Origin of the sequence: Actinotalea sp. Marseille-Q4924 (assembly GCF_916618755.1) — a bacterium.
GTDB lineage: Bacteria > Actinomycetota > Actinomycetes > Actinomycetales > Cellulomonadaceae > Actinotalea.
Map to the genome: position 1 here is coordinate 892,419 of NZ_CAKAKB010000001.1, position 17,488 is coordinate 909,906.

A 17,488-nucleotide genomic window follows, 5' to 3' on the forward strand; every position below is an offset into this window, starting at 1 on the left:
GACGATGGCGACATGGTTCAGCTCCGCCTCCACCCCGACCGCCTCCTGCCGACCGAGCCCGGCGTCCGGGACGTCGCACGCGAGATCTACACGGCGGTGAAGGACCTGCCGATCGTGTCCCCGCACGGGCACGTGCCGGCGCGCTGGCTCGCCGACGACGTGGCGTTCGAGGACCCGACGTCCCTGCTCATCACGCCGGACCACTACGTGACCCGGCTGCTGCACGCACAGGGGGTCCGCCTGGACGACCTCGGCGTGGGCCGCGACGACATGGACGCCGACGCGAGCCGCGCCGCCTTCCGCGCGCTCTGCGCGCACTGGGACGTCTACCGCGGCACGGTGGTCCGCACCTGGCTCGAGGCCGAGCTGGTCGAGGTCTTCGGCGTCGACGTCGTCCCCTCCGCGCACACCGCGGACGCGATCTACGACCGCATCGCGGCCCAGCTCGCGGAGCCGGCCTTCCGCGCCCGTGCGCTCTACGAGCGCTTCGACATCGAGGTGCTCGCGACGACCGACGACCCGTGCGACGACCTCGCCGACCACCGCCGCCTCGCGGAGGACCCGGCCTGGACCGGCCGCGTCATCCCCACGTTCCGCCCCGACCGGTACCTCGAGCCCGCGGCTGAGGGCTGGAACGCCGCCGTCGACACCCTCGGCCGCACGGCCGGCACCGACGTCGACACCTACGGCGGCTGGGTCGAGGCGATGGAGCTGCGCCGCGCGCACTTCCGGGCCCACGGCGCGACGTCGACGGACCACTCGCACCGCGACGTGCGGGCCGAGCCCCTGGAGCGCTCGGTCGCCGAGGAGCTCTACCTCCGTGCCCGCAAGGGCGACATCTCCGCGGAGGAGGGCGACGTCCTGCGGCGCGACCTGCTCTTCCAGATGGCACGCATGGCCGCCGACGACGGCCTGGTCATGACGCTCCACCCGGCCGTGCTGCGCAACCACCACGGCCCGACCCACCGCTCGTACGGGGCCGACGTCGGCGCGGACATCCCGCTCCAGGTCGAGTTCACGCAGGCGCTGCGCCCGATGCTCGAGGCCTTCGGCACCCACCCCGGCTTCCAGCTCGTGCTGTTCACCCTGGACGAGACCGTCTACTCGCGGGAGCTCGCGCCGCTGGCGGGCTTCTACCCGTCCGTCTACGTCGGTGCGCCGTGGTGGTTCATCGACGCCCCCGACGCCATGCAGCGCTACCGGGCCGCCGTGACCGAGACCGCCGGGTTCACCCGGACCTCGGGCTTCATCGACGACACCCGCGCCTTCCTGTCCATCCCGGCACGGCACGACGTCAGCCGTCGCGTCGACGCCGGGTTCCTCGCCCGTCTCGTGGCCGAGCACCGCCTCACGGCGGACGAGGCCGTCGAGACCGCCCACGACCTCGTCCTCACGAACCCGAAGCGAGCGTTCCGACTGTGACCACCTCCGACACCCGCCCCGCCGTGCGCCTGTCCCGTGCCGCGGGCCTCGGCCGGCCCACCGCGCCGGTCCGCATCGTGCACCTCGGCCTGGGCAACTTCTTCCGTGCCCACCAGGCCTGGTACACGGAGGCGGCTCCTGACCGCGACCACTGGGGCATCGCCGCCTTCACGGGCCGGTCGCCGCGGATGGCCGAGGTGCTCGGCGCCCAGGACGGGCTCTACACCCTCGTGACCCGCACGCCCGACGGGCCGCAGGCCGCGGTGGTGTCCAGCCTGTCCGCGGTGCACGCCTCGTCCGACCACGACGCCTGGCTGGGCTACTGGCGGGACCCCCGCCTCGCGGTGGTCAGCCTGACGATCACCGAGGCCGGCTACCTGCGCGGCCCCGACGGTCGACTCGACGCGGGGCGGGCGGACGTGGTCGCCGACGTCGCCGCGCTGCGCGCGGACCCCGCCGCACCGGTGACGACGGGCCCGGCGCGCCTCGTCGCGGGCTTCCTGGCGCGGCGGGCGGCGGACGCGGGCGCGGTGACGCTCCTGCCCTGCGACAACCTCCCGCACAACGGCCCCGCGCTGCAGGCTGTCCTGGAGGACCTCGTCGCGCTCGTGGACCCGGGCCTGGCGGACTGGGTCGCGGAGAACGTCGTCGTCGCCAGCACGATGGTGGACCGGATCACGCCGGCGACGACGGACGAGGACCGGGCGACCGTCCGGGCGCTCACGGGCGTCCTGGACGAGGCCCCCGTCCCGACCGAGCCGTTCTCCGAGTGGGTCGTCCAGGGCCACTTCCCGCGCGGACGGCCGCGCTGGGAGGACGCCGGTGCGCGGTTCGTCGACGACGTCGCGCCCTTCGAGCAGCGCAAGCTGTGGCTGCTCAACGGAGCCCACTCGCTCCTGGCCTACGCCGGGGGCGTCGTCGGGCACCGCACCGTGGCCGAGGCGGTCGCCGACCCCGTCGTGCGCGGCTGGGTCGAGGAGTGGTGGGACGAGGCGGCGTGGCACCTGCCCCTCCCACCCGGCGAGCTGGCGGACTACCGCGAGGCCCTGCTGGCGCGCTTCGGCAACGCGGAGATCCGGCACGTGCTCGCGCAGATCGCCGGGGACGGCTCGCAGAAGCTGCCCGTGCGGATCCTGCCGGTCCTGCGCGCCGAGCGGGCGGCGGGGCGACTGCCCGGCGGAGCGCTGCGGGTGCTCGCCGCGTGGATCGCGCACCTGCGTGGTGCGGGCGTCCCGGTGACCGACGTGCGCCGCGAGGAGCTGGTCGCGCTCGCGGCGGGCCCGGCCGAGGAGGCTGTTCTCCGCGTGCTCACGGTGCTCGGCCAGGACGTCGCCGACGACCGTCCGGTCGTCGAGGCGGTCACCGAGCTGGTGCGGGCGACCGAGGCCGGCTGAGCGCAGGTCGGCACGCCGCGACCGGCTGCCTCGGTGAGGGCCGGGTCATCCCGCGGGAGACCCGGCCCTGCCGATCATCCGAGCCGGGTCATGAGCTCAGGCTGGAGGGCGATGAGCCTGCGGCCGATCTCGAAGTACGCCACGACGTCGCGTGGCCCGGCAGCCGTCCAGCGGAGCTCTCCGTCGACCACGTCGACCGCCGTGAGCATCGGGCCCCGGATGTCCGCGGTCGGGACGATGACGACGTCACCATCGGTGAGCAGACCGTCGACGGTCAGGTCGTGGTCGGCCCGGACGCCACCCGCAGCCGTCCACAGCCGCTCGCCGGTGCTGACGTCGAGGGCGATGAGGTCGCTCCCGTCGGTGGTGATCAGTCGGTGGTCCAGCAGCACCGCTCCGCTCAGCGGCGTCGCCGCCGCGGTCCACCGGGTCTCGCCGGTCCGGGCGTCCAGCGCGACGATCTCGCCGGTGCCCGGGGCGGTGAGCAGCGTGCCCGGGGCCGAGCCGTCGTCGACGGCCAGGTAGAGCGGCGGACCGTCGACCGCGAAGCCGTCCCGGCGATCGGAGCCCGACACGCTGCCGTACGGGACGTCGGGGTCGGCCCTCGTGCTGCCCGCGACGAACCTGCCGTCCGCGAGGACGGTGACCTCGACCGGTCCGGCGGCGCTCTCGAGCTCCTCCGCGGGCCACTCCCCGAGGAGCTCTCCGGTCGGGGACAGGGCGATCGCCGTCGGGCCGGTGACCACGACGACGCCGTGCTCGACCTTGAGCGCCGGCGGGTGCAGCAGCCGTCTGGACACGCTGCCCGGCAGGGGGTGCTCGCTCACGGTCGTCCACCGGACACGGCCGGTCAGCGCGTCCTCGCGCCTGACCTCCATGCGCCGGTCGTCGGCGACCGTCGCCAGCGCGACGTCGGCGCCGAGCGCCGTCACGGTGCCGAACGGGTCGTCGAGGTCGCGCTCGCCGACCGTCTCCCCGGTGTGCGCGTCGAGCACGAGCAGGCGCGTGGCGGACGACGCGGTGGCGGCCAGGCGGCAGGCGACGTGCGTGCTCGGCCCGGTCGGCGCGGCCACCTCTGGTCCCAGGGCCAGGCAGCTCACGGCCCCGAAGGTGTGGACGTCCGGCAGCGCGACGTCCCAGCGCTGCTGCCCGGTCACGAGGTCGTTCGCGACGAGCCGGAAGGCGTCCCCGCGGGGGAAGAGGCTGACCATGAGGTCGGGTCCGTGCACCGCCGGATGCTGCCAGCCTCCCGGCTGCGTCCACACCTCGCGCAACGACCCGTCCAGCGGCTCGAGCACGCCCTCCAGGGACGCGAGGCGGGCCGCCCGACCGCGGTCCTGGATGCCGTCGGCCAGCACCGCCACGGCCAGCAGCAGGCCGAGCCCCGCGGCGGTCAGCCACCGACGGCGCGCCTGTGACGTCGTTCCGGGCCCACCGCCCGGGCGACCGTTCCCGTGCAGCCTCGTCGCCCCGTGGTAGGTCGGGACGTCACCGTCCACGAGCTCGACATCACGCATGCGGTCGTCGCGCGACACCTCTGCCACGGTACTCCGGTCCCGGCCGGAAGGATCCGCCCGCCGCCCGTCCCGTCGGGGTCGCGGTGCAGCGCCCCCGTCCGGTCAGAACAGGTGGCCGTACCCGAGCTCCTGCAGGTGGTCGCGGGACATCGCGAGGGAGTCGAACGGGTCGCGCCCGTAGGTGTCGTCCTGCTCGACGAGCAGGTGCTCCGCCCCACCGGCGAGCGCGGTGTCCACGATCTCCCGCCACGGCAGGGTGCCCTCGCCCACCTCGGCGAACTGCACGACGCCGTAGAACGCGGACTGGAACCCGGCACCGTCGCCCGCGGCGAGCAGGTCGAGCGCGGACGGGTCCAGCGGCCCGATGCGGTAGTCCTTGAGGTGCACCAGCCGGGCGCGCCCGGCGTACCGGCGCAGCACGCCGACGGGGTCGTGGCCGCCGCGGTGGACCCAGTGGACGTCCAGCTCCAGACCGAGCGAGGGCGCCTGCTCCGCGATGACGTCGAGGATCGAGCGGCCGTCCACGCGGGCGAACTCCACGTGGTGGTTGTGGTAGTAGAGGTCGATGCCTTCCTGGGCGAGGCGCTCGGCGTAGGTGGTGGCGCTCGCGGCGAAGCCCGCGACCCCGCCGGGGGTGACCAGGGCATCCAGGGGCAGCATCCCGATGCGGACCATCGTGGTGCCGAGCGTGCGGCAGTCCTCGACGATCTTGTCGAGGTCCTCGGCCAGGGTGTCGACGGCCAGCCCCTTGGGTGCCGTGAGCATGGCGGACAGCGCTGCCACCTCCACGCCGTGGTCGTCCAGACCGCGGCGGATCTCGGCCACGCTCTCCGTCGTCATCGGGACCTGCGAGAGCTCGACCGACCGGTAGCCGAGGCCGGCGATGCGGCGCAGGGCCTCGTACGGTCCGAGCTGGGCGAACGCGCCCTTGACGGTGCTGGTCTGGACGCCGATGCGTGCCACGGGTTCTCCTCCTGGGTCGGTCGACGCCGGGTCCGGCGGTCGGGTCAGAGCGTGATGCGGGTGCCCTCGCGGGCGGAGCGGTACACGGCCCGCACGAGGCCGACGGCGGCGCGGCCCGCCTCGCCGTCGACGAGCGGCGGCCGGTCCTCGCGGACCGCGTGGACGAGGTCGAGCAGCTGCCGGCGGTGGGCCTCACCCCATGCGGTCGCCTCGGAGCCGTCCGTCACCCCGCGCTCCGCGGAGCGGGTGCCGCCGGTGGCGACCTGCAGCGCGTCCGTCGTCGGCTGCCCCTGCTGGACGTCCTGCCCACGGACGGCGAGCAGGGTGACGCAGTCGCCCTCGAGGACGACGGCGCCGTCGGTGCCGTGGAGCGCCAGGCGCGCCGGCAGCCCCGGGGCGGTCGCCGTGGACGCCATGAGCGTGGCCAGCGTGCCGCCCGCGAAGGTGATGGCGGCGGAGGCGACGTCCTCGACCTCGACCTCGTGCGCGACGGTCGCGATGGCGCCGTCGACCGACACCGCCGGTCCGCAGGCCCACAGCAGCAGGTCGACGGTGTGGATGCCCTGGTTGATGAGTGCGCCGCCGCCGTCCAGGGCCCACGTGCCGCGCCAGGCCTCGGCGTCGTAGTACTCCTGGGTGCGGTGCCACGGCACGCGGCAGTCCGCCGCGACGACCCGACCGAGGGCGCCCGAGGCGAGCACCTCGCGCAGCCGGCGGGTGCCGTCGTCGAACCGGTGCTGGGAGATGACCGCGAGGTGCGTGCCCGAGGTGCGCTGCGCGGCGAGCAGCCGGTCGCAGGCCTCCTCGGTGACCTCCATGGGCTTCTCGACGACGACGTGCTTGCCCGCCAGCAGCGCCGGCACGCCGACCTCGGCGTGCAGACCGCTCGGGGTGCACACGCTCACGAGGTCGATCGTGGGGTCCGCGAGCACGTCGGCGTACGGGCGGGCCTCGATCCCGAAGGCGTCCGCCAGAGCAGCGGCCCGCTCCGGCACGACGTCGGAGCAGGCGACGAGCTCGACGTCGTCCGCCAGGGCGAGGAGGGCACGCGCGTGGGTCGGCGCGATGGTGCCGCAGCCCACGATCGCCGCGCGCAGCCGCCGCGACGTCACCGGTACGTCACCCCTTCGGCGTCCAGGATCGCCATGAAGGCGCGGGTCGCGCGCCGGAAGCCGTCGGGTCCGGAGAAGCCGCCCAGGTGGTGCGCCTCGGCGAGGTGCGGCTCCATCGAGAAGAACCCGTCGTACCCGTCCTCGCGCAGCGCGCGGACCGTGGCGGGGATGCGGCCGTCGCCCTCGCCGGCGACGACGACCTTGCCTGAACCGTGCAGGGCGTCCTTGATCTGGATGTAGTCCACGTAGGGGCGCAGCATCGCGTACGCCTCGGGGAACGGGTCGACGCCCACCTGCACGAAGTTCGCCGGGTCCCACGCGAGCCGCAGGGCGGGGGAGTCGACCGCCGTCACGAGGTCGAGGACGCGCTCGGGGACGTCCCCGAAGATCGCCTTCTCGTTCTCGTGCAGGAGCACGACGTCGCGCTCGCGGGCCCGGTCGGCCAGGGCCGCCATGCGGCGGACGACCTCGTCACGCACCGCGTCGGGGCTGTGCTCGGGCCGGAGGAAGAACGAGAAGATGCGGATGTACGGCGCTCCGAGGCGCTCGGCGACGTCCAGGGCCCGGTCCATCCGCACCAGGTGCGGGTCGAAGGGGTCGTCGACCTGGATCTTGCCGATGGGGGAGCCGATCGAGGAGACCGCCAGGCCGTGGTCCTGCAGCACGGCGGCGGCGCGGTCGACCTGGGCGTCGTCGAGGTCGAGCACGTTCACGCCCCACGCCGACCGCAGCTCCAGGTGCGTCAGCCCCAGCTCGGTCAGCACGGCGCACTGCGTGGCCAGGTCGGCGTCGATCTCGTCGGCGAAGCCCGAGAGGGTCCACATGAGCGTCCTGCACCTCCGTCGCAGCCGTGCGGTGCGACTCACCGCGGGCGCTCCGACGCTAGGCAGCGCCAGGACGACGAGGCCACCGGTTGCCGTCTGTTGCAGCGCGGTGGCCGGGTCCGTGGCAACTGGGGGCAACCGCTGCCGCCCGTGGGCCCGGTCGTGTGACCGTGACGACTGTCGGCGCTCGGCGTCGGCGGGCCGGCACCATCCGGCCCGGGAGCGTCGCGAGAGGATCAGTGATGTCGGGAACGGTGCGGCTGGGGATCGTCGGGTTCGGGCAGCAGGGCGGGTTCTACGCCTCGCTCATCGCCCAGGGGATGACCCCGCACGTGGAGCTCGGCGCGATCTGCGACATCGACCCCGAGCGGCGCGCGGCCGCCGCCGCGGCGCACCCGGGCGTCCCGGTGCACGAGGACTACGAGTCGCTGCTCGACAGCGGCGACGTCGACGCGGTCGTCACCACGGTCCCGCACTACCTGCACCCGGAGATGGGCATCACGGCGCTGCGCCGCGGCGTCCACGCCCTCGTCGAGAAGCCCGCCGGCGTCTACACCGCCCAGGTGCAGGAGCTGCTCGACGTGGCGCAGCAGCACCCCGACACGACCTTCGCGATCATGTTCAACCAGCGCATGAACCCGCTGTTCCGCGAGCTGCACGACATCGTCGCGCGCGGTGAGATCGGCCGGGTGCTGCGCAGCACGTGGACCATCACGACCTGGTGGCGGCCCCAGGGCTACTACGACTCCAGCGACTGGCGCGCCACCTGGGGTGGCGAAGGCGGCGGCGTGCTGGTCAACCAGGCCCCCCACCAGCTCGACCTGTGGCAGTGGATCTGCGGCGTGCCGACGGCGGTCGACGCCCGCCTGTCCTACGGCGTCAACCGGGACATCGCCGTCGAGAACGAGGTCACCGCCCTCGTCGACTTCCCCGACGGCGGGACCGGGGTCTTCGTGACCTGCACGTACGACATCTCCGGCACCGACCGCCTCGAGATCCTCGGGGACCAGGGCAAGATCGTGGTGGAGGACAGCCGCCGCGCGACGGTCACCCGCCTGCGCCGGCCCGAGGCCGAGCTCAGCGCCACGATGGGCATGGACGACGTCGTCCGCCTCTTCAAGGGCGAGGTCGACCTCTCGACCCTGTACACCCAGGAGGTGCTGGAGTTCGAGTCGCCGTTCGGCCGGCAGCACGCCGACGTCCTGGAGAACTTCGCGCAGAGCGTCCTGCACGGCGTCCCCCTCGTGGCCCCCGGCGCCGACGGCATCCACGGCGTGCGCCTCGCGAACGCGATCCACCTGTCCGCCTGGACCGGGGAGCGTGTCCCGCTCGCGTTCGACGACGCCGAGTACCTGCGGCTCCTCAACGAGCGCATCCGCGACGAGGGCCGGTTCCCCGAGCGCACCCCGTGAACCGCCGTCGCCCCGGTCCGCACGACGGGCGCGGCGAGCGGATCTGGACCCGCGACGTCGTGCTCGCGACCGCTGTCAGCATGTGCGTGGCGTTCGTGTTCTTCCTGCTCACCGTCGTCATGGCCGGGTACGCCGGGGAGCGCCTCGGCGCGTCGGACGGCGTGGCCGGAGCCGCGGTCGGGCTGTTCGTCCTCGGGGCGCTGCTGGCGCGACCGGTCGCCGGTCCGCTCGTCGCCCGGCTCGGCACGCGGCCGGTCCTGCTCGGAGGCCTGGCGCTGTACCTCCTCGCGGGGCTGGCGTACCTGCCGGCCGACCGGGTCGAGCTGCTGCTCCTCGTCCGCGTCGTCCACGGCATGGGCATGGGGATCGCGCACACGGCCGTGACGACCACCGTCATGACGGCGCTCCCGGCCACCCGGCGGGCGGAGGGCACCGGCTACTTCTCCGCGGGCAGCAACGTCGGTGCGGCCCTGGGTCCGCTCGTCGCCCTGACGCTGGGTCGCACCGCCGGCCACGAGGCGGTGTTCTGGCTCGCGGCCGCGGTGTCCGCGCTGGCGCTCCTCCTGGCCCTGCCGGTGCGCGGTCCCGGACGGATGCCGCCGGCCGCGGGCAGCGCGTGGACGCCCCGGCGGCTGGTCGAGGTGCGGGTCGTCCCGATCGCCTCGGTGATGCTCCTCGTCGGCGCGGCCTTCGCCGGCGTCCTGACCTACCTGGGCCCCTACGCGGACGAGCGCGGCCTGACCGCCGCCGCGTCCCTGTTCTTCCTCGTGCACGCGGCGGCGGCCGTCGTCTCCCGACCCCTGGCCGGCCGGCTGCACGACCGGCGCGGCGAGAACGTCGTGCTCTACCCCGCGTTCGTCTCCATGGCGGCCGGGGCTGTGCTGCTCGCCGTGGCGACCACGCCGACGGCGCTCCTCGTCGCCGCCGCGTGCTTCGGGCTCGGCATGGGCACGCTGCAGAGCTCAGCCCAGGCCGTCGCGGTCTCCCTCGTGGAGCCGGCCCGCGTGGGCGTCGCCACGTCGACCTTCTTCCTCCTCCTCGACCTCGGCACGGGGGCGGCGCCACTCGTCCTCGGCCTCGTCGTCGCCGGCGTGGGGTACGGGCCGATGTACCTGGGCCTCGCGGGCCTCCTGCTCCTCGCCGGCCTGCAGTACCACCTGCTGCACGGACGCCTCGCGCGCCCGCCCGTGACGCTCACGCGCTCCGCGGTGACGACGGAGGCAGCTCCGACGGCGGGGCGCGAGCCGCTGCTGGCGGTGCGCCATGACTGACCTCCTTGCCGGGCCCGGCCGCGCCGCCGGGACCCGCGCCGGCATGGGGGTGCTCCTCGGCGTGGACGTCGGGACGACCGGCGTGAAGGTCGCGGCCTTCGGCCTGGACGGACCGACCCGGCACGTCGAGGTGTGCGAGTACCCGCTGCTCGAGCCCGCGCCCGGCCACCAGGTGCAGGACCCGGCCGTGCTCGTCGCGGCCGTGCTCTCCGCGGTCGCGCGCTGCGTCGCCGTCGTCGGCCGCGACGCCGTCGTCGGCGTCTCGCTCAGCACCGCGATGCACGGCCTCGTGGGCGTCGCGGCCGACGGCGCCCGGGTGACGCCGCTGCTCACATGGGCCGACGGGCGTGCCGCGGGCGTCGTGGCGGAGCTGCGCGCGGACGGTGTCGCGGCGGAGCTGCACAGGGTGACGGGTACGCCCGTGCACCCGATGTCGCCGCTGGTCAAGCTCGCCTGGCTGCGCCGGCACGAGGCGGCCGGCACGGGCCGCGTGACCCGGTGGCTGGACCTCAAGGCGCTCGTCGTCGCGGCGCTCACCGGCGTCGCCGTGACGGACCTGTCGTCCGCGTCCGGCTCCGGCATGCTCGACATGGCCACGGGGCGCTGGAGCCCCCTCGCCCTCCAGATCGCCGGGGTGTCGTCCGACCGGCTGCCCCCGGTCCTGCCGCCCACCCATGCGCTGCCCCTCAGCGCCGCCGCGGCGTCGTCGACCGGCTTGCGGGCCGGCACCCCCGTGGTGCTCGGCGCAGCGGACGGCCCTTTGGGCAACGTCGGGACCGGGGCGGTCGCGCCCTGCTCGCTCGCCCTCTCGCTGGGCACGTCCGGCGCGGTCCGCATGGTCGTGACCGAGCCGCCCCGCGACCTTGACCCCGCCCTGTTCTGCTACGCGCTCGACGAGGGGTCGTGGGTCGTCGGGGGCGCGGTGAGCAACGGCGGGATCGTCGCGCGGTGGGTCGGGCGGACCCTGATGGGGCAGGGCTCGCCCGGCGGCACCGGTGACGGCACGGGCGACCCCACCGTCAGCGACGCCGCCGTCCTCGCCCTCGCCGCGACGGCGCCCCCGGGGTCCGACGGGCTCGTGATGCTCCCGTACCTCCTGCCGGAGCGGTCGCCGCTGTGGGACGCCGACCTCACCGGCGCCTACCTGGGGCTGCGCCGCCGCCACACCGCTGCGCACCTGGCGCGTGCCGCGCTGGAGGGCGTGGCGATGCAGCTCGGTCTCATCGCGAGCCGCGTCGACGCCGTCCACCCCGTGCAGGACGTCACGGCAACCGGTGGCACCCTCCGCTCGCCGCTGTGGCGGCACCTCGTCACCGCGGCGCTCGGCAGGCCGATGGCGGTCGTCGGGGCCGCGGAGGGCACCGCCCGCGGGGCGGCGGCGGTGGGGCTCGTCGGTCTCGGGCTCGCCGCCGGCCTCGGCGAGGCCCTGGACCTGCTGCGTGACCCGCTCGCGTCGTCGCAGCCCGTCCACCCGGAGCCGGAGCTCGTCGCCGCGGCGGTGGCGACGCGGTCGCGCACCGGCGAGCTGCTGGCGGCCCTCGACGTGGCCCGGGGGCTCTTCCCCGCCCCGTGAGCCCCGTGAGCCTCAGGAGGCAACGCGTGGCAACCGCTTGCCCCCAGCGCCGCGAACGGCTGGACTGGGCGGGACCAGCTCACGAACACGGAGGTCCAGACCCATGTCCGCACGCGCGCAGATCGGTGTCACGGGGTTGGCGGTGATGGGTCGGAATCTGGCTCGGAACTTCGCCCGGAACGGGTTCACGGTGGCGGTGCACAACCGTTCGGTGGACAAGATGCGGTCGTTGGTGGCGGATCACGGTGCTGAGGGTGATTTCGTGGGTGCGGAGTCGTTGGAGGAGTTCGTGGCGGCGTTGGAACGCCCCCGCAAGGTGGTGGTGATGGTGAAGGCCGGTGGGCCGACGGATGCGGTGATCGATGAGCTGGTGCCGTTGCTGGAGGCCGGGGACATCGTGATCGATGCGGGGAACGCGCACTTCCCGGACACCATCCGCCGGGAGGCGGCGTTGGCGCAGCACGGACTGCACTTCGTCGGCAGTGGGGTGTCCGGTGGTGAGGAGGGTGCGCTGCTGGGTCCGTCGATCATGCCGGGGGGGTCGCGGGAGTCCTATGAGACGTTGGGGCCGATCCTGGAGCGGATCTCCGCGAAGGTGGACGGGGTCCCGTGCTGCACGTATGTGGGTCCGGATGGTGCGGGGCACTTCGTGAAGATGGTGCACAACGGTATCGAGTACGCGGACATGCAGCTGATCGTGGAGGCGTACGACCTGCTGCGCCAGGGCCTGGGGGCCAGTGCGGGGGAGATCGGGGAGATCTTCGCGGCGTGGAACACCGGTGACCTGGAGTCGTTCCTGATCGAGATCTCCGCGGAGGTGCTGGGTCACACGGACCCGGTGACCGGTGGGGCGTTCGTGGACGTGGTCCTGGACCAGGCCGAGCAGAAGGGCACCGGGCGGTGGACGGTGCAGAACGGTCTGGACCTGGGCGTCCCGATCACCGGGATCGCCGAGGCCACGTTCGCCCGGGCCCTGTCCGGGTCGGTCCCGCAGCGCGAGGCCGCGGTGGGGGTGCTGCCGGCTCACGCGGGCACGTGGGAGGTCCCGGACCGGGACGCGTTCGTGGAGAGCGTGCGGCGGGCGTTGTACGCCTCCAAGGTGGTGGCGTACTCCCAGGGGTTCGACCAGATCGCCGCCGCGTCCGCGGAGTACGGGTGGGACATCGACCGGGGTGCGATGGCGCGGATCTGGCGGGGTGGGTGCATCATCCGGGCCAGGTTCCTGGACCGGATCACCGAGGCCTACGAGCGCCGCCCGGACCTGCCGTTGCTGCTGGCGGACCCGTACTTCACCGCCGCGGTCGCCGACGGGGTCCCCGCGTGGCGGTCGGTCGTGGCGTCCGCGGCGTTGAACGGGGTCCCGACCCCGGCGTTCTCCTCCTCCCTGGCCTACTACGACGCGGTCCGCGCCCAGCGCCTGCCGGCGAACCTCATCCAGGCCCAACGGGACTACTTCGGCGCCCACACCTACCGCCGCACCGACCGCCCCGGCACCTTCCACACCCAGTGGACCACCGACCGGACCGAGGTCACGGCGTGACCGTCGGTCACGTGGCCGACCTCGCGCCGGCCGACACCGCCGTCGTCGACCGGGTCGCGGCGGGGCTCGTCGCGGCCGTCGGCGCCGGCCGCCTGGGCGTGGCGTTCTCCGGGGGCGTCGACTCCTCCGTGCTGCTCGCGCTGGCGGTGCACGCCCTGGGGGCGGCGCGGGTCGTGGCCGTCCTCGGGGTGTCCCCGAGCCTCGCCGACGACGAGCGGCGGGCGGCCCACGACGTCGCGCGCGTCATCGGTGCCCCCGTCGTGGAGGTCCGCACCGCCGAGGGCGACGACCCGGACTACCGGCGCAACGGCCCGGACCGCTGCTACTTCTGCAAGCGGGAGCTGTTCGCCACGATCGACCGCGCGCTCGCGCAGGCGCACGGCCTCACCGCCGTGGCCTACGGGGAGAACGCCGACGACGCCCGCCGCCCCGACCGTCCGGGCAGCCGGGCCGCGTCGGAGCACGCCGTCCTGCGGCCGCTCGCCGAGGCAGGCCTCGACAAGGCGGCGGTGCGACGCCTCGCGCGTGCCTTCGCGCTGCCGAGCGCCGACAAGCCGGCGTCGCCGTGCCTGGCGTCGCGCATCCCGCACCATGAGGAGGTCACCCCCGAGAAGCTGGCCCAGGTCGACCGCGCGGAGTCCGCGCTGCGCCGGCTCGGGCTCGGCGACGTGCGGGTGCGGCACCACGGCGACGTCGCCCGGCTCGAGGTCCCGGTGGAGGACGTCGCGGCCGTCGCCGGCGCGGCCCTGCGCGAGGAGGTCCTGCGGGCGGTGCGCTCCGCGGGGTTCCGCTTCGTGGCGGTGGACCTCGCGGGCATCCAGTCCGGGGCCTTCACCCTGCCCTTGGTCAGCGCTCGCCATGGCTGACAGGCTGCCCGCATGACGGCCGACCATCGCGGCTGGGCGCCGCCCGAGGAGCTCGCCGAGTACGCGACCCTCGACCACGATCGACTCGCGCGCCGCGGGCTCGCCGAGGCGGTGCTGTGCGACGGCAAGACCGTCGAGCACCTCCACGGCATCGCCGGTGAGCTCGTGGCGCGCGAGTCCCGCACCCTCTTCACCCGGGTCCGCGAGGACCAGGTCGACGTGCTCCTCAAGGAGCTCCCCGGGGCGACGTACGACCCGCTAGCCCGGCTCGTCGCGTGGCCCGGGGAGCCCCCGGAGCCGACCGGCGGGCTCGTCGTCGTCGTCGCCGCCGGGACGTCCGACCTGCCGGTGGCGCGGGAGGCCGCTCTGACGGCCCGCCACCTGGGCCGGGAGTGCCGGACCGTCACCGACGTGGGCGTCGCCGGGCTGCACCGGATCCTCGGGCGGCTCGAGGTGCTGCGCGAGGCGCGCGCCGTCGTCGTCGCCGCGGGGATGGACGGCGCCCTGCCGGGCGTGGTGGCCGGCCTCATCTCCGCGCCGGTGATCGCGGTGCCCACCTCCGTCGGCTACGGCGCCGCGTTCGGTGGGCTCGCGCCCCTGCTCACGATGCTCAACGCGTGCGCGCCGGGGGTCGCGGTCGTCAACATCGACAACGGCTACGGCGCCGGCCACCTCGCCGCGCAGATCGCCGCCCCGGTCTGAGCGGCGGTGTCCTGTCCCGGGCTCCCGCCGTCCCCGGGTCGACGCCCAACGGACGGACAGCGAACCGCGCGGTCATGCCGATGACCGTGAGCAGTCCAAGGTCAGCCCCCGACGGTGTCGACCTCGTTGAGAGGGACTCCCTCGACTCGCGTGCCGTCGGCGAGTTCGAGGTCGAAGGAGATCTCGGGGTACGGGGACGCTGTCCCGGCCTTGTCCCAAGGCCACCATGCGGCGAACCGTCCCTGGTCGATGCTCGCTTGGACGGGACCTTGCTGCGGGGTGATGACGACGATGCCGATGACATCCTCGCCGATGCGTCCGGTGACGATGGAGTGCGCTTCCTCGATGGTGTCAGGACCGGAAGACGGGTCGCTGTAGGAGGAGGTGTCGTACATCGTGACGCTGATCGATTCGGGGCCAGGGGCGCTCGCGTCGCGGGCGAACACAGTGGAGACCGCGCCAGTGAGATCACTTCTGGCGAGGCATGCCGACTCCAGGCCGCCAGGTCCGTCGCCGACCACCAGCGTGTAGTCGCCGCGCTCCTCGGCAAGCACTGGTTCCAGGTTCGCCGTGGCGGCGTCCTGGCTCCACCACTGGGTGCAGGTGCGGGCGCCGGGGCTGTCCGTCGTGAGTGGTTCCCCGGTGGGAAGCGCGGTCCAGGACGCGTAGGCGCTCGGCGGCGACTCGAGCAGCGACAGAGACAACACGGCAGCGCCGACCGCGGCTGCAGCGATCGGCAGCAGCCGTGCGGCGTGCCGCGGACCGTGCCGTCGAACGGTGGGCGGTTCGTTCACGGCCGCGGCGCCGGTGTCGGTGATGCGCTCCAGGTCCGCCTGTGCTCGGGCGGACAGGTCGGGGCGAGCTGGGCCCGCGGGGTCCAGGGTGCGCAGGACAGTGTCGAGCTCGTGCGGAGCGCTCATCGTCGGACTCCTTCCAAGCCGGGCAGCGCCCGCAGTGGCGCAGACCGGGTCGTGATGGACAGGTGCGCGCGCAGGACGCGGCGGGCACGGGACAGCCTGAGACGGAACGCTGTAGGGCTGATCCCGAGCACCTCGGCGGCCTGCGTCGATGTCAGTCCGTCCCAGACCGCGAGGGCGAGCGCCTCCTGATGCACGGCGCTCAAGCGCTGCCAAGCCCGGGTCAGGTCCACCCGTGCTGCGACCAGTTCCGGCGTGTCGTCGGCCGCAAGCTCGTTGCCGCTGCCCACTGCTGCACTCGCGATCCGGACAGCCAACGCCTGACGGCGCCGGTCACCGCGATGCCCGTTGGCCAGCACCTTGTAGGCGACGCCGAACAGCCATGCGCGCTGCTCGTCGCCACTGGCTGGAAGCTCGCCGACCCGGCGCCACGCCACGAGGAACACCTCGGCTGCCACATCCTCCGCACCCGAAGGAGCACAACGACGCTGCACGAACCGCAGCACGTCGTCGTAGGTCGCCGCGTAGACCTGCCTGAAGGTTACCTCGCTCGGCGTAGTCGGCGTCATACCCCCACCATGTCCGGCACACCCGCGAGTGTGTCGCGACTCGACCGCACGATGGGCAGCAGTCCGCCCTGGCCCCATCCGCTCATGCCGCACCGAGGGCGGCTGCGCTCGCCCGGATCTGCCGCACCGAGGGCGGCTACGCTCGCCCGGATCTGCCGCCGTCGGGACGGCCGCCTTACGGACCGACGGTGTTCACGGTCAGCGACGCCGCCGCCGGCAACTCCGCATCGCCCTCACCGAAGACCAGTTGCAGGCAGTACGGCGCACCGTCGCTGTCGACGAACAGGATGACGTCCCGGCTGAAGTCATCTGTCGATGCGTCGACCACCGGCCAGTGCTCGCGGAACGCCCTGACGAACTGGATGCTCGGACAGCAGTCCCACTCGACGTGCACCAGAAGGCTCTCGACAGAGTCCCTTAGCTGCTCGACACCGGGCAGATGGACGTGCAAGAGGGCGTCGAGAACGTCGCGCTCTCGAGGCGTGAGAGGGCGGGGCACGTCCAGCACGCGGTCACCCTTCGGATCACTGATGTGGCTCACGCGCCGATAATGGCTTACACCCTCGCTCATGCCGCGAACAAGCGTCATCCGTCGTCTCGATGGCCGGCAGACCAGTGTTCAACTGGTCGACCGTAGGCTGGATGTATGCCGTTGTGGGGTCCCTCCGATGCTCTCGGGCATCGACCTCAGCGCGTGCTCGTGACCGGGACCTCTGGATCAGGCAAGACGCAGCTGGCGGCCCGAATCGCCACCGTGCTGGAGGTGCCGCACGTGGAGATAGACGCGCTCTTCCACGGCCCAGCCTGGAGCCCGCGCCCCTCTTTCGAGCAAGACGTCCACCGTTTCAGCAACGAGCCCGCATGGGTCACGGAGTGGCAGTACAGCTCAGTGCGGGCGCACCTCGCTGAGCGTGCTGACCTGATGATCTGGCTCGACCTACCCAGGCATCTGGTCATGCGTCAGGTGGCCAACCGCACCCTTACCCGTCGGCTGCGCCGTGAGCCACTTTGGAATGGCAACATCGAGCCGCCCCTCCGGACGTTCTTCACCGACTCCGAACACATTGTGCGCTGGGCGTGGCGCACCCACCGCAAGACCGCGGAACGCGTTGCGCATCTGCTCGACCAGAACCCCTCGTTCATCGTCGTCCGGCTACGTAGTCACGACGAGGCGGACGCCTGGCTGAGCGGCCCGCTGCGCCACTCCAGACGCCAGGGACTCTGACAACCGCGCGGTCATGCCGGACCGAGGGCGGCTACGCTCGCCCGGATCTGCCGGACCGAGGGCGGCTACGCTCGCCCGGATCTGCCGGACCGAGGGCGGCTACGCTCGCCCGGATCTGCCGGACCGAGGGCGGCTACGCTCGCCCGGATCTGCCGGACCGAGGGCGGCTACGCTCGCCCGG

The 17,488-nt window shown here is 73.8% G+C and carries 16 protein-coding genes; 9 read left to right on the forward strand and 7 right to left on the reverse strand.

All coding sequences use genetic code 11. The annotated features are described in order from the left end of the window. Positions 1 to 12 precede the first annotated feature (12 nt). Both uxaC and LG379_RS04230 read left to right on the forward strand, forming a co-directional pair. Complete coding sequence (gene uxaC / locus LG379_RS04225; protein WP_225753296.1) at positions 13 to 1,422, forward strand: glucuronate isomerase; 1,410 nt, start codon at positions 13 to 15, stop codon at positions 1,420 to 1,422. Continuing rightward, a complete protein-coding gene (locus tag LG379_RS04230; RefSeq protein ID WP_225753297.1) occupies positions 1,419 to 2,816 on the forward strand; it encodes a mannitol dehydrogenase family protein in 1,398 nt (465 codons plus the stop codon). The genes uxaC and LG379_RS04230 overlap by 4 nt, the downstream gene beginning before the upstream one ends. Before the next feature lie 74 nt (positions 2,817 to 2,890). Here the strand turns inward: LG379_RS04230 and LG379_RS04235 are convergent, their stop codons facing one another. The 4 genes from LG379_RS04235 to LG379_RS04250 form a co-directional block, all read right to left on the reverse strand. Then, positions 2,891 to 4,351, reverse strand: a complete 1,461-nt coding sequence (locus tag LG379_RS04235; protein ID WP_225753298.1) for a PQQ-binding-like beta-propeller repeat protein — start codon at positions 4,349 to 4,351, stop codon at positions 2,891 to 2,893. Between the two features lie 84 nt (positions 4,352 to 4,435). Further along, positions 4,436 to 5,296 (reverse strand): sugar phosphate isomerase/epimerase, encoded by an 861-nt coding sequence (locus tag LG379_RS04240; RefSeq protein ID WP_225753299.1) that lies wholly within the window; start codon positions 5,294 to 5,296, stop codon positions 4,436 to 4,438. A gap of 44 nt (positions 5,297 to 5,340) precedes the next feature. After that, on the reverse strand, positions 5,341 to 6,408 hold the full coding sequence (locus LG379_RS04245) for a Gfo/Idh/MocA family protein (protein ID WP_225753300.1): 1,068 nt from the start codon (positions 6,406 to 6,408) through the stop codon (positions 5,341 to 5,343). Beyond that, complete coding sequence (locus LG379_RS04250; RefSeq protein WP_225753301.1) at positions 6,405 to 7,232, reverse strand: sugar phosphate isomerase/epimerase; 828 nt, start codon at positions 7,230 to 7,232, stop codon at positions 6,405 to 6,407. Before LG379_RS04250 ends, LG379_RS04245 begins: the two co-directional genes overlap by 4 nt. Before the next feature lie 242 nt (positions 7,233 to 7,474). Between LG379_RS04250 and LG379_RS04255 the strand changes: the two genes are divergently transcribed. The 6 genes from LG379_RS04255 to larB all read left to right on the forward strand — a co-directional run bounded on the left by LG379_RS04255 (position 7,475) and on the right by larB (position 14,596). Next, a complete protein-coding gene (locus tag LG379_RS04255) occupies positions 7,475 to 8,644 on the forward strand; it encodes a Gfo/Idh/MocA family protein (RefSeq protein ID WP_225753302.1) in 1,170 nt (389 codons plus the stop codon). After that, positions 8,641 to 9,915 carry an MFS transporter gene (locus LG379_RS04260; protein WP_225753303.1) on the forward strand — a complete coding sequence of 425 codons (1,275 nt, stop codon included), beginning with the start codon at positions 8,641 to 8,643 and terminating at the stop codon, positions 9,913 to 9,915. Before LG379_RS04255 ends, LG379_RS04260 begins: the two co-directional genes overlap by 4 nt. Further along, positions 9,908 to 11,488 carry a gluconokinase gene (locus LG379_RS04265; RefSeq protein WP_225753304.1) on the forward strand — a complete coding sequence of 527 codons (1,581 nt, stop codon included), beginning with the start codon at positions 9,908 to 9,910 and terminating at the stop codon, positions 11,486 to 11,488. The genes LG379_RS04260 and LG379_RS04265 overlap by 8 nt, the downstream gene beginning before the upstream one ends. A 103-nt stretch (positions 11,489 to 11,591) precedes the next feature. Further along, positions 11,592 to 13,028: an NADP-dependent phosphogluconate dehydrogenase gene (gene gndA / locus LG379_RS04270; protein ID WP_225753305.1), complete on the forward strand. Its 1,437-nt coding sequence runs from the start codon at positions 11,592 to 11,594 to the stop codon at positions 13,026 to 13,028. Next, complete coding sequence (gene larE / locus LG379_RS04275; RefSeq protein WP_225753306.1) at positions 13,025 to 13,894, forward strand: ATP-dependent sacrificial sulfur transferase LarE; 870 nt, start codon at positions 13,025 to 13,027, stop codon at positions 13,892 to 13,894. The genes gndA and larE overlap by 4 nt, the downstream gene beginning before the upstream one ends. A 12-nt stretch (positions 13,895 to 13,906) precedes the next feature. Further along, positions 13,907 to 14,596, forward strand: coding sequence for a nickel pincer cofactor biosynthesis protein LarB (gene larB, locus LG379_RS04280; protein ID WP_225753307.1), 690 nt, complete (start codon positions 13,907 to 13,909; stop codon positions 14,594 to 14,596). A gap of 101 nt (positions 14,597 to 14,697) precedes the next feature. Here the strand turns inward: larB and LG379_RS04285 are convergent, their stop codons facing one another. From LG379_RS04285 to LG379_RS04295, 3 genes are all read right to left on the reverse strand, one after another. Further along, positions 14,698 to 15,516 carry a hypothetical protein gene (locus LG379_RS04285; RefSeq protein ID WP_225753308.1) on the reverse strand — a complete coding sequence of 273 codons (819 nt, stop codon included), beginning with the start codon at positions 15,514 to 15,516 and terminating at the stop codon, positions 14,698 to 14,700. Further along, entirely contained in the window at positions 15,513 to 16,082 is a 570-nt protein-coding gene (locus LG379_RS04290; protein ID WP_225753309.1) for an RNA polymerase sigma factor, read from the reverse strand. The genes LG379_RS04285 and LG379_RS04290 overlap by 4 nt, the downstream gene beginning before the upstream one ends. A gap of 175 nt (positions 16,083 to 16,257) precedes the next feature. Then, positions 16,258 to 16,623 carry a hypothetical protein gene (locus LG379_RS04295; protein WP_225753310.1) on the reverse strand — a complete coding sequence of 122 codons (366 nt, stop codon included), beginning with the start codon at positions 16,621 to 16,623 and terminating at the stop codon, positions 16,258 to 16,260. A 153-nt stretch (positions 16,624 to 16,776) separates the two neighbouring features. Between LG379_RS04295 and LG379_RS04300 the strand changes: the two genes are divergently transcribed. Then, positions 16,777 to 17,307: an AAA family ATPase gene (locus tag LG379_RS04300; protein WP_225753311.1), complete on the forward strand. Its 531-nt coding sequence runs from the start codon at positions 16,777 to 16,779 to the stop codon at positions 17,305 to 17,307. Positions 17,308 to 17,488: the final 181 nt, after the last annotated feature.

Bases quoted from the DNA above. Each gene is read 5' to 3' on its own strand.
- gndA (WP_225753305.1), top strand. From the start codon at position 11,592: ATGTCCGCACGCGCGCAGATCGGTGTCACGGGGTTGGCGGTGATGGGT.
- uxaC (WP_225753296.1), top strand. From the start codon at position 13: ATGGTTCAGCTCCGCCTCCACCCCGACCGCCTCCTGCCGACCGAGCCC.
- LG379_RS04290 (WP_225753309.1), bottom strand. From the start codon at position 16,082: ATGACGCCGACTACGCCGAGCGAGGTAACCTTCAGGCAGGTCTACGCG.
- LG379_RS04285 (WP_225753308.1), bottom strand. From the start codon at position 15,516: ATGAGCGCTCCGCACGAGCTCGACACTGTCCTGCGCACCCTGGACCCC.
- LG379_RS04250 (WP_225753301.1), bottom strand. From the start codon at position 7,232: ATGTGGACCCTCTCGGGCTTCGCCGACGAGATCGACGCCGACCTGGCC.
- LG379_RS04265 (WP_225753304.1), top strand. From the start codon at position 9,908: ATGACTGACCTCCTTGCCGGGCCCGGCCGCGCCGCCGGGACCCGCGCC.
- larB (WP_225753307.1), top strand. From the start codon at position 13,907: ATGACGGCCGACCATCGCGGCTGGGCGCCGCCCGAGGAGCTCGCCGAG.
- LG379_RS04255 (WP_225753302.1), top strand. From the start codon at position 7,475: ATGTCGGGAACGGTGCGGCTGGGGATCGTCGGGTTCGGGCAGCAGGGC.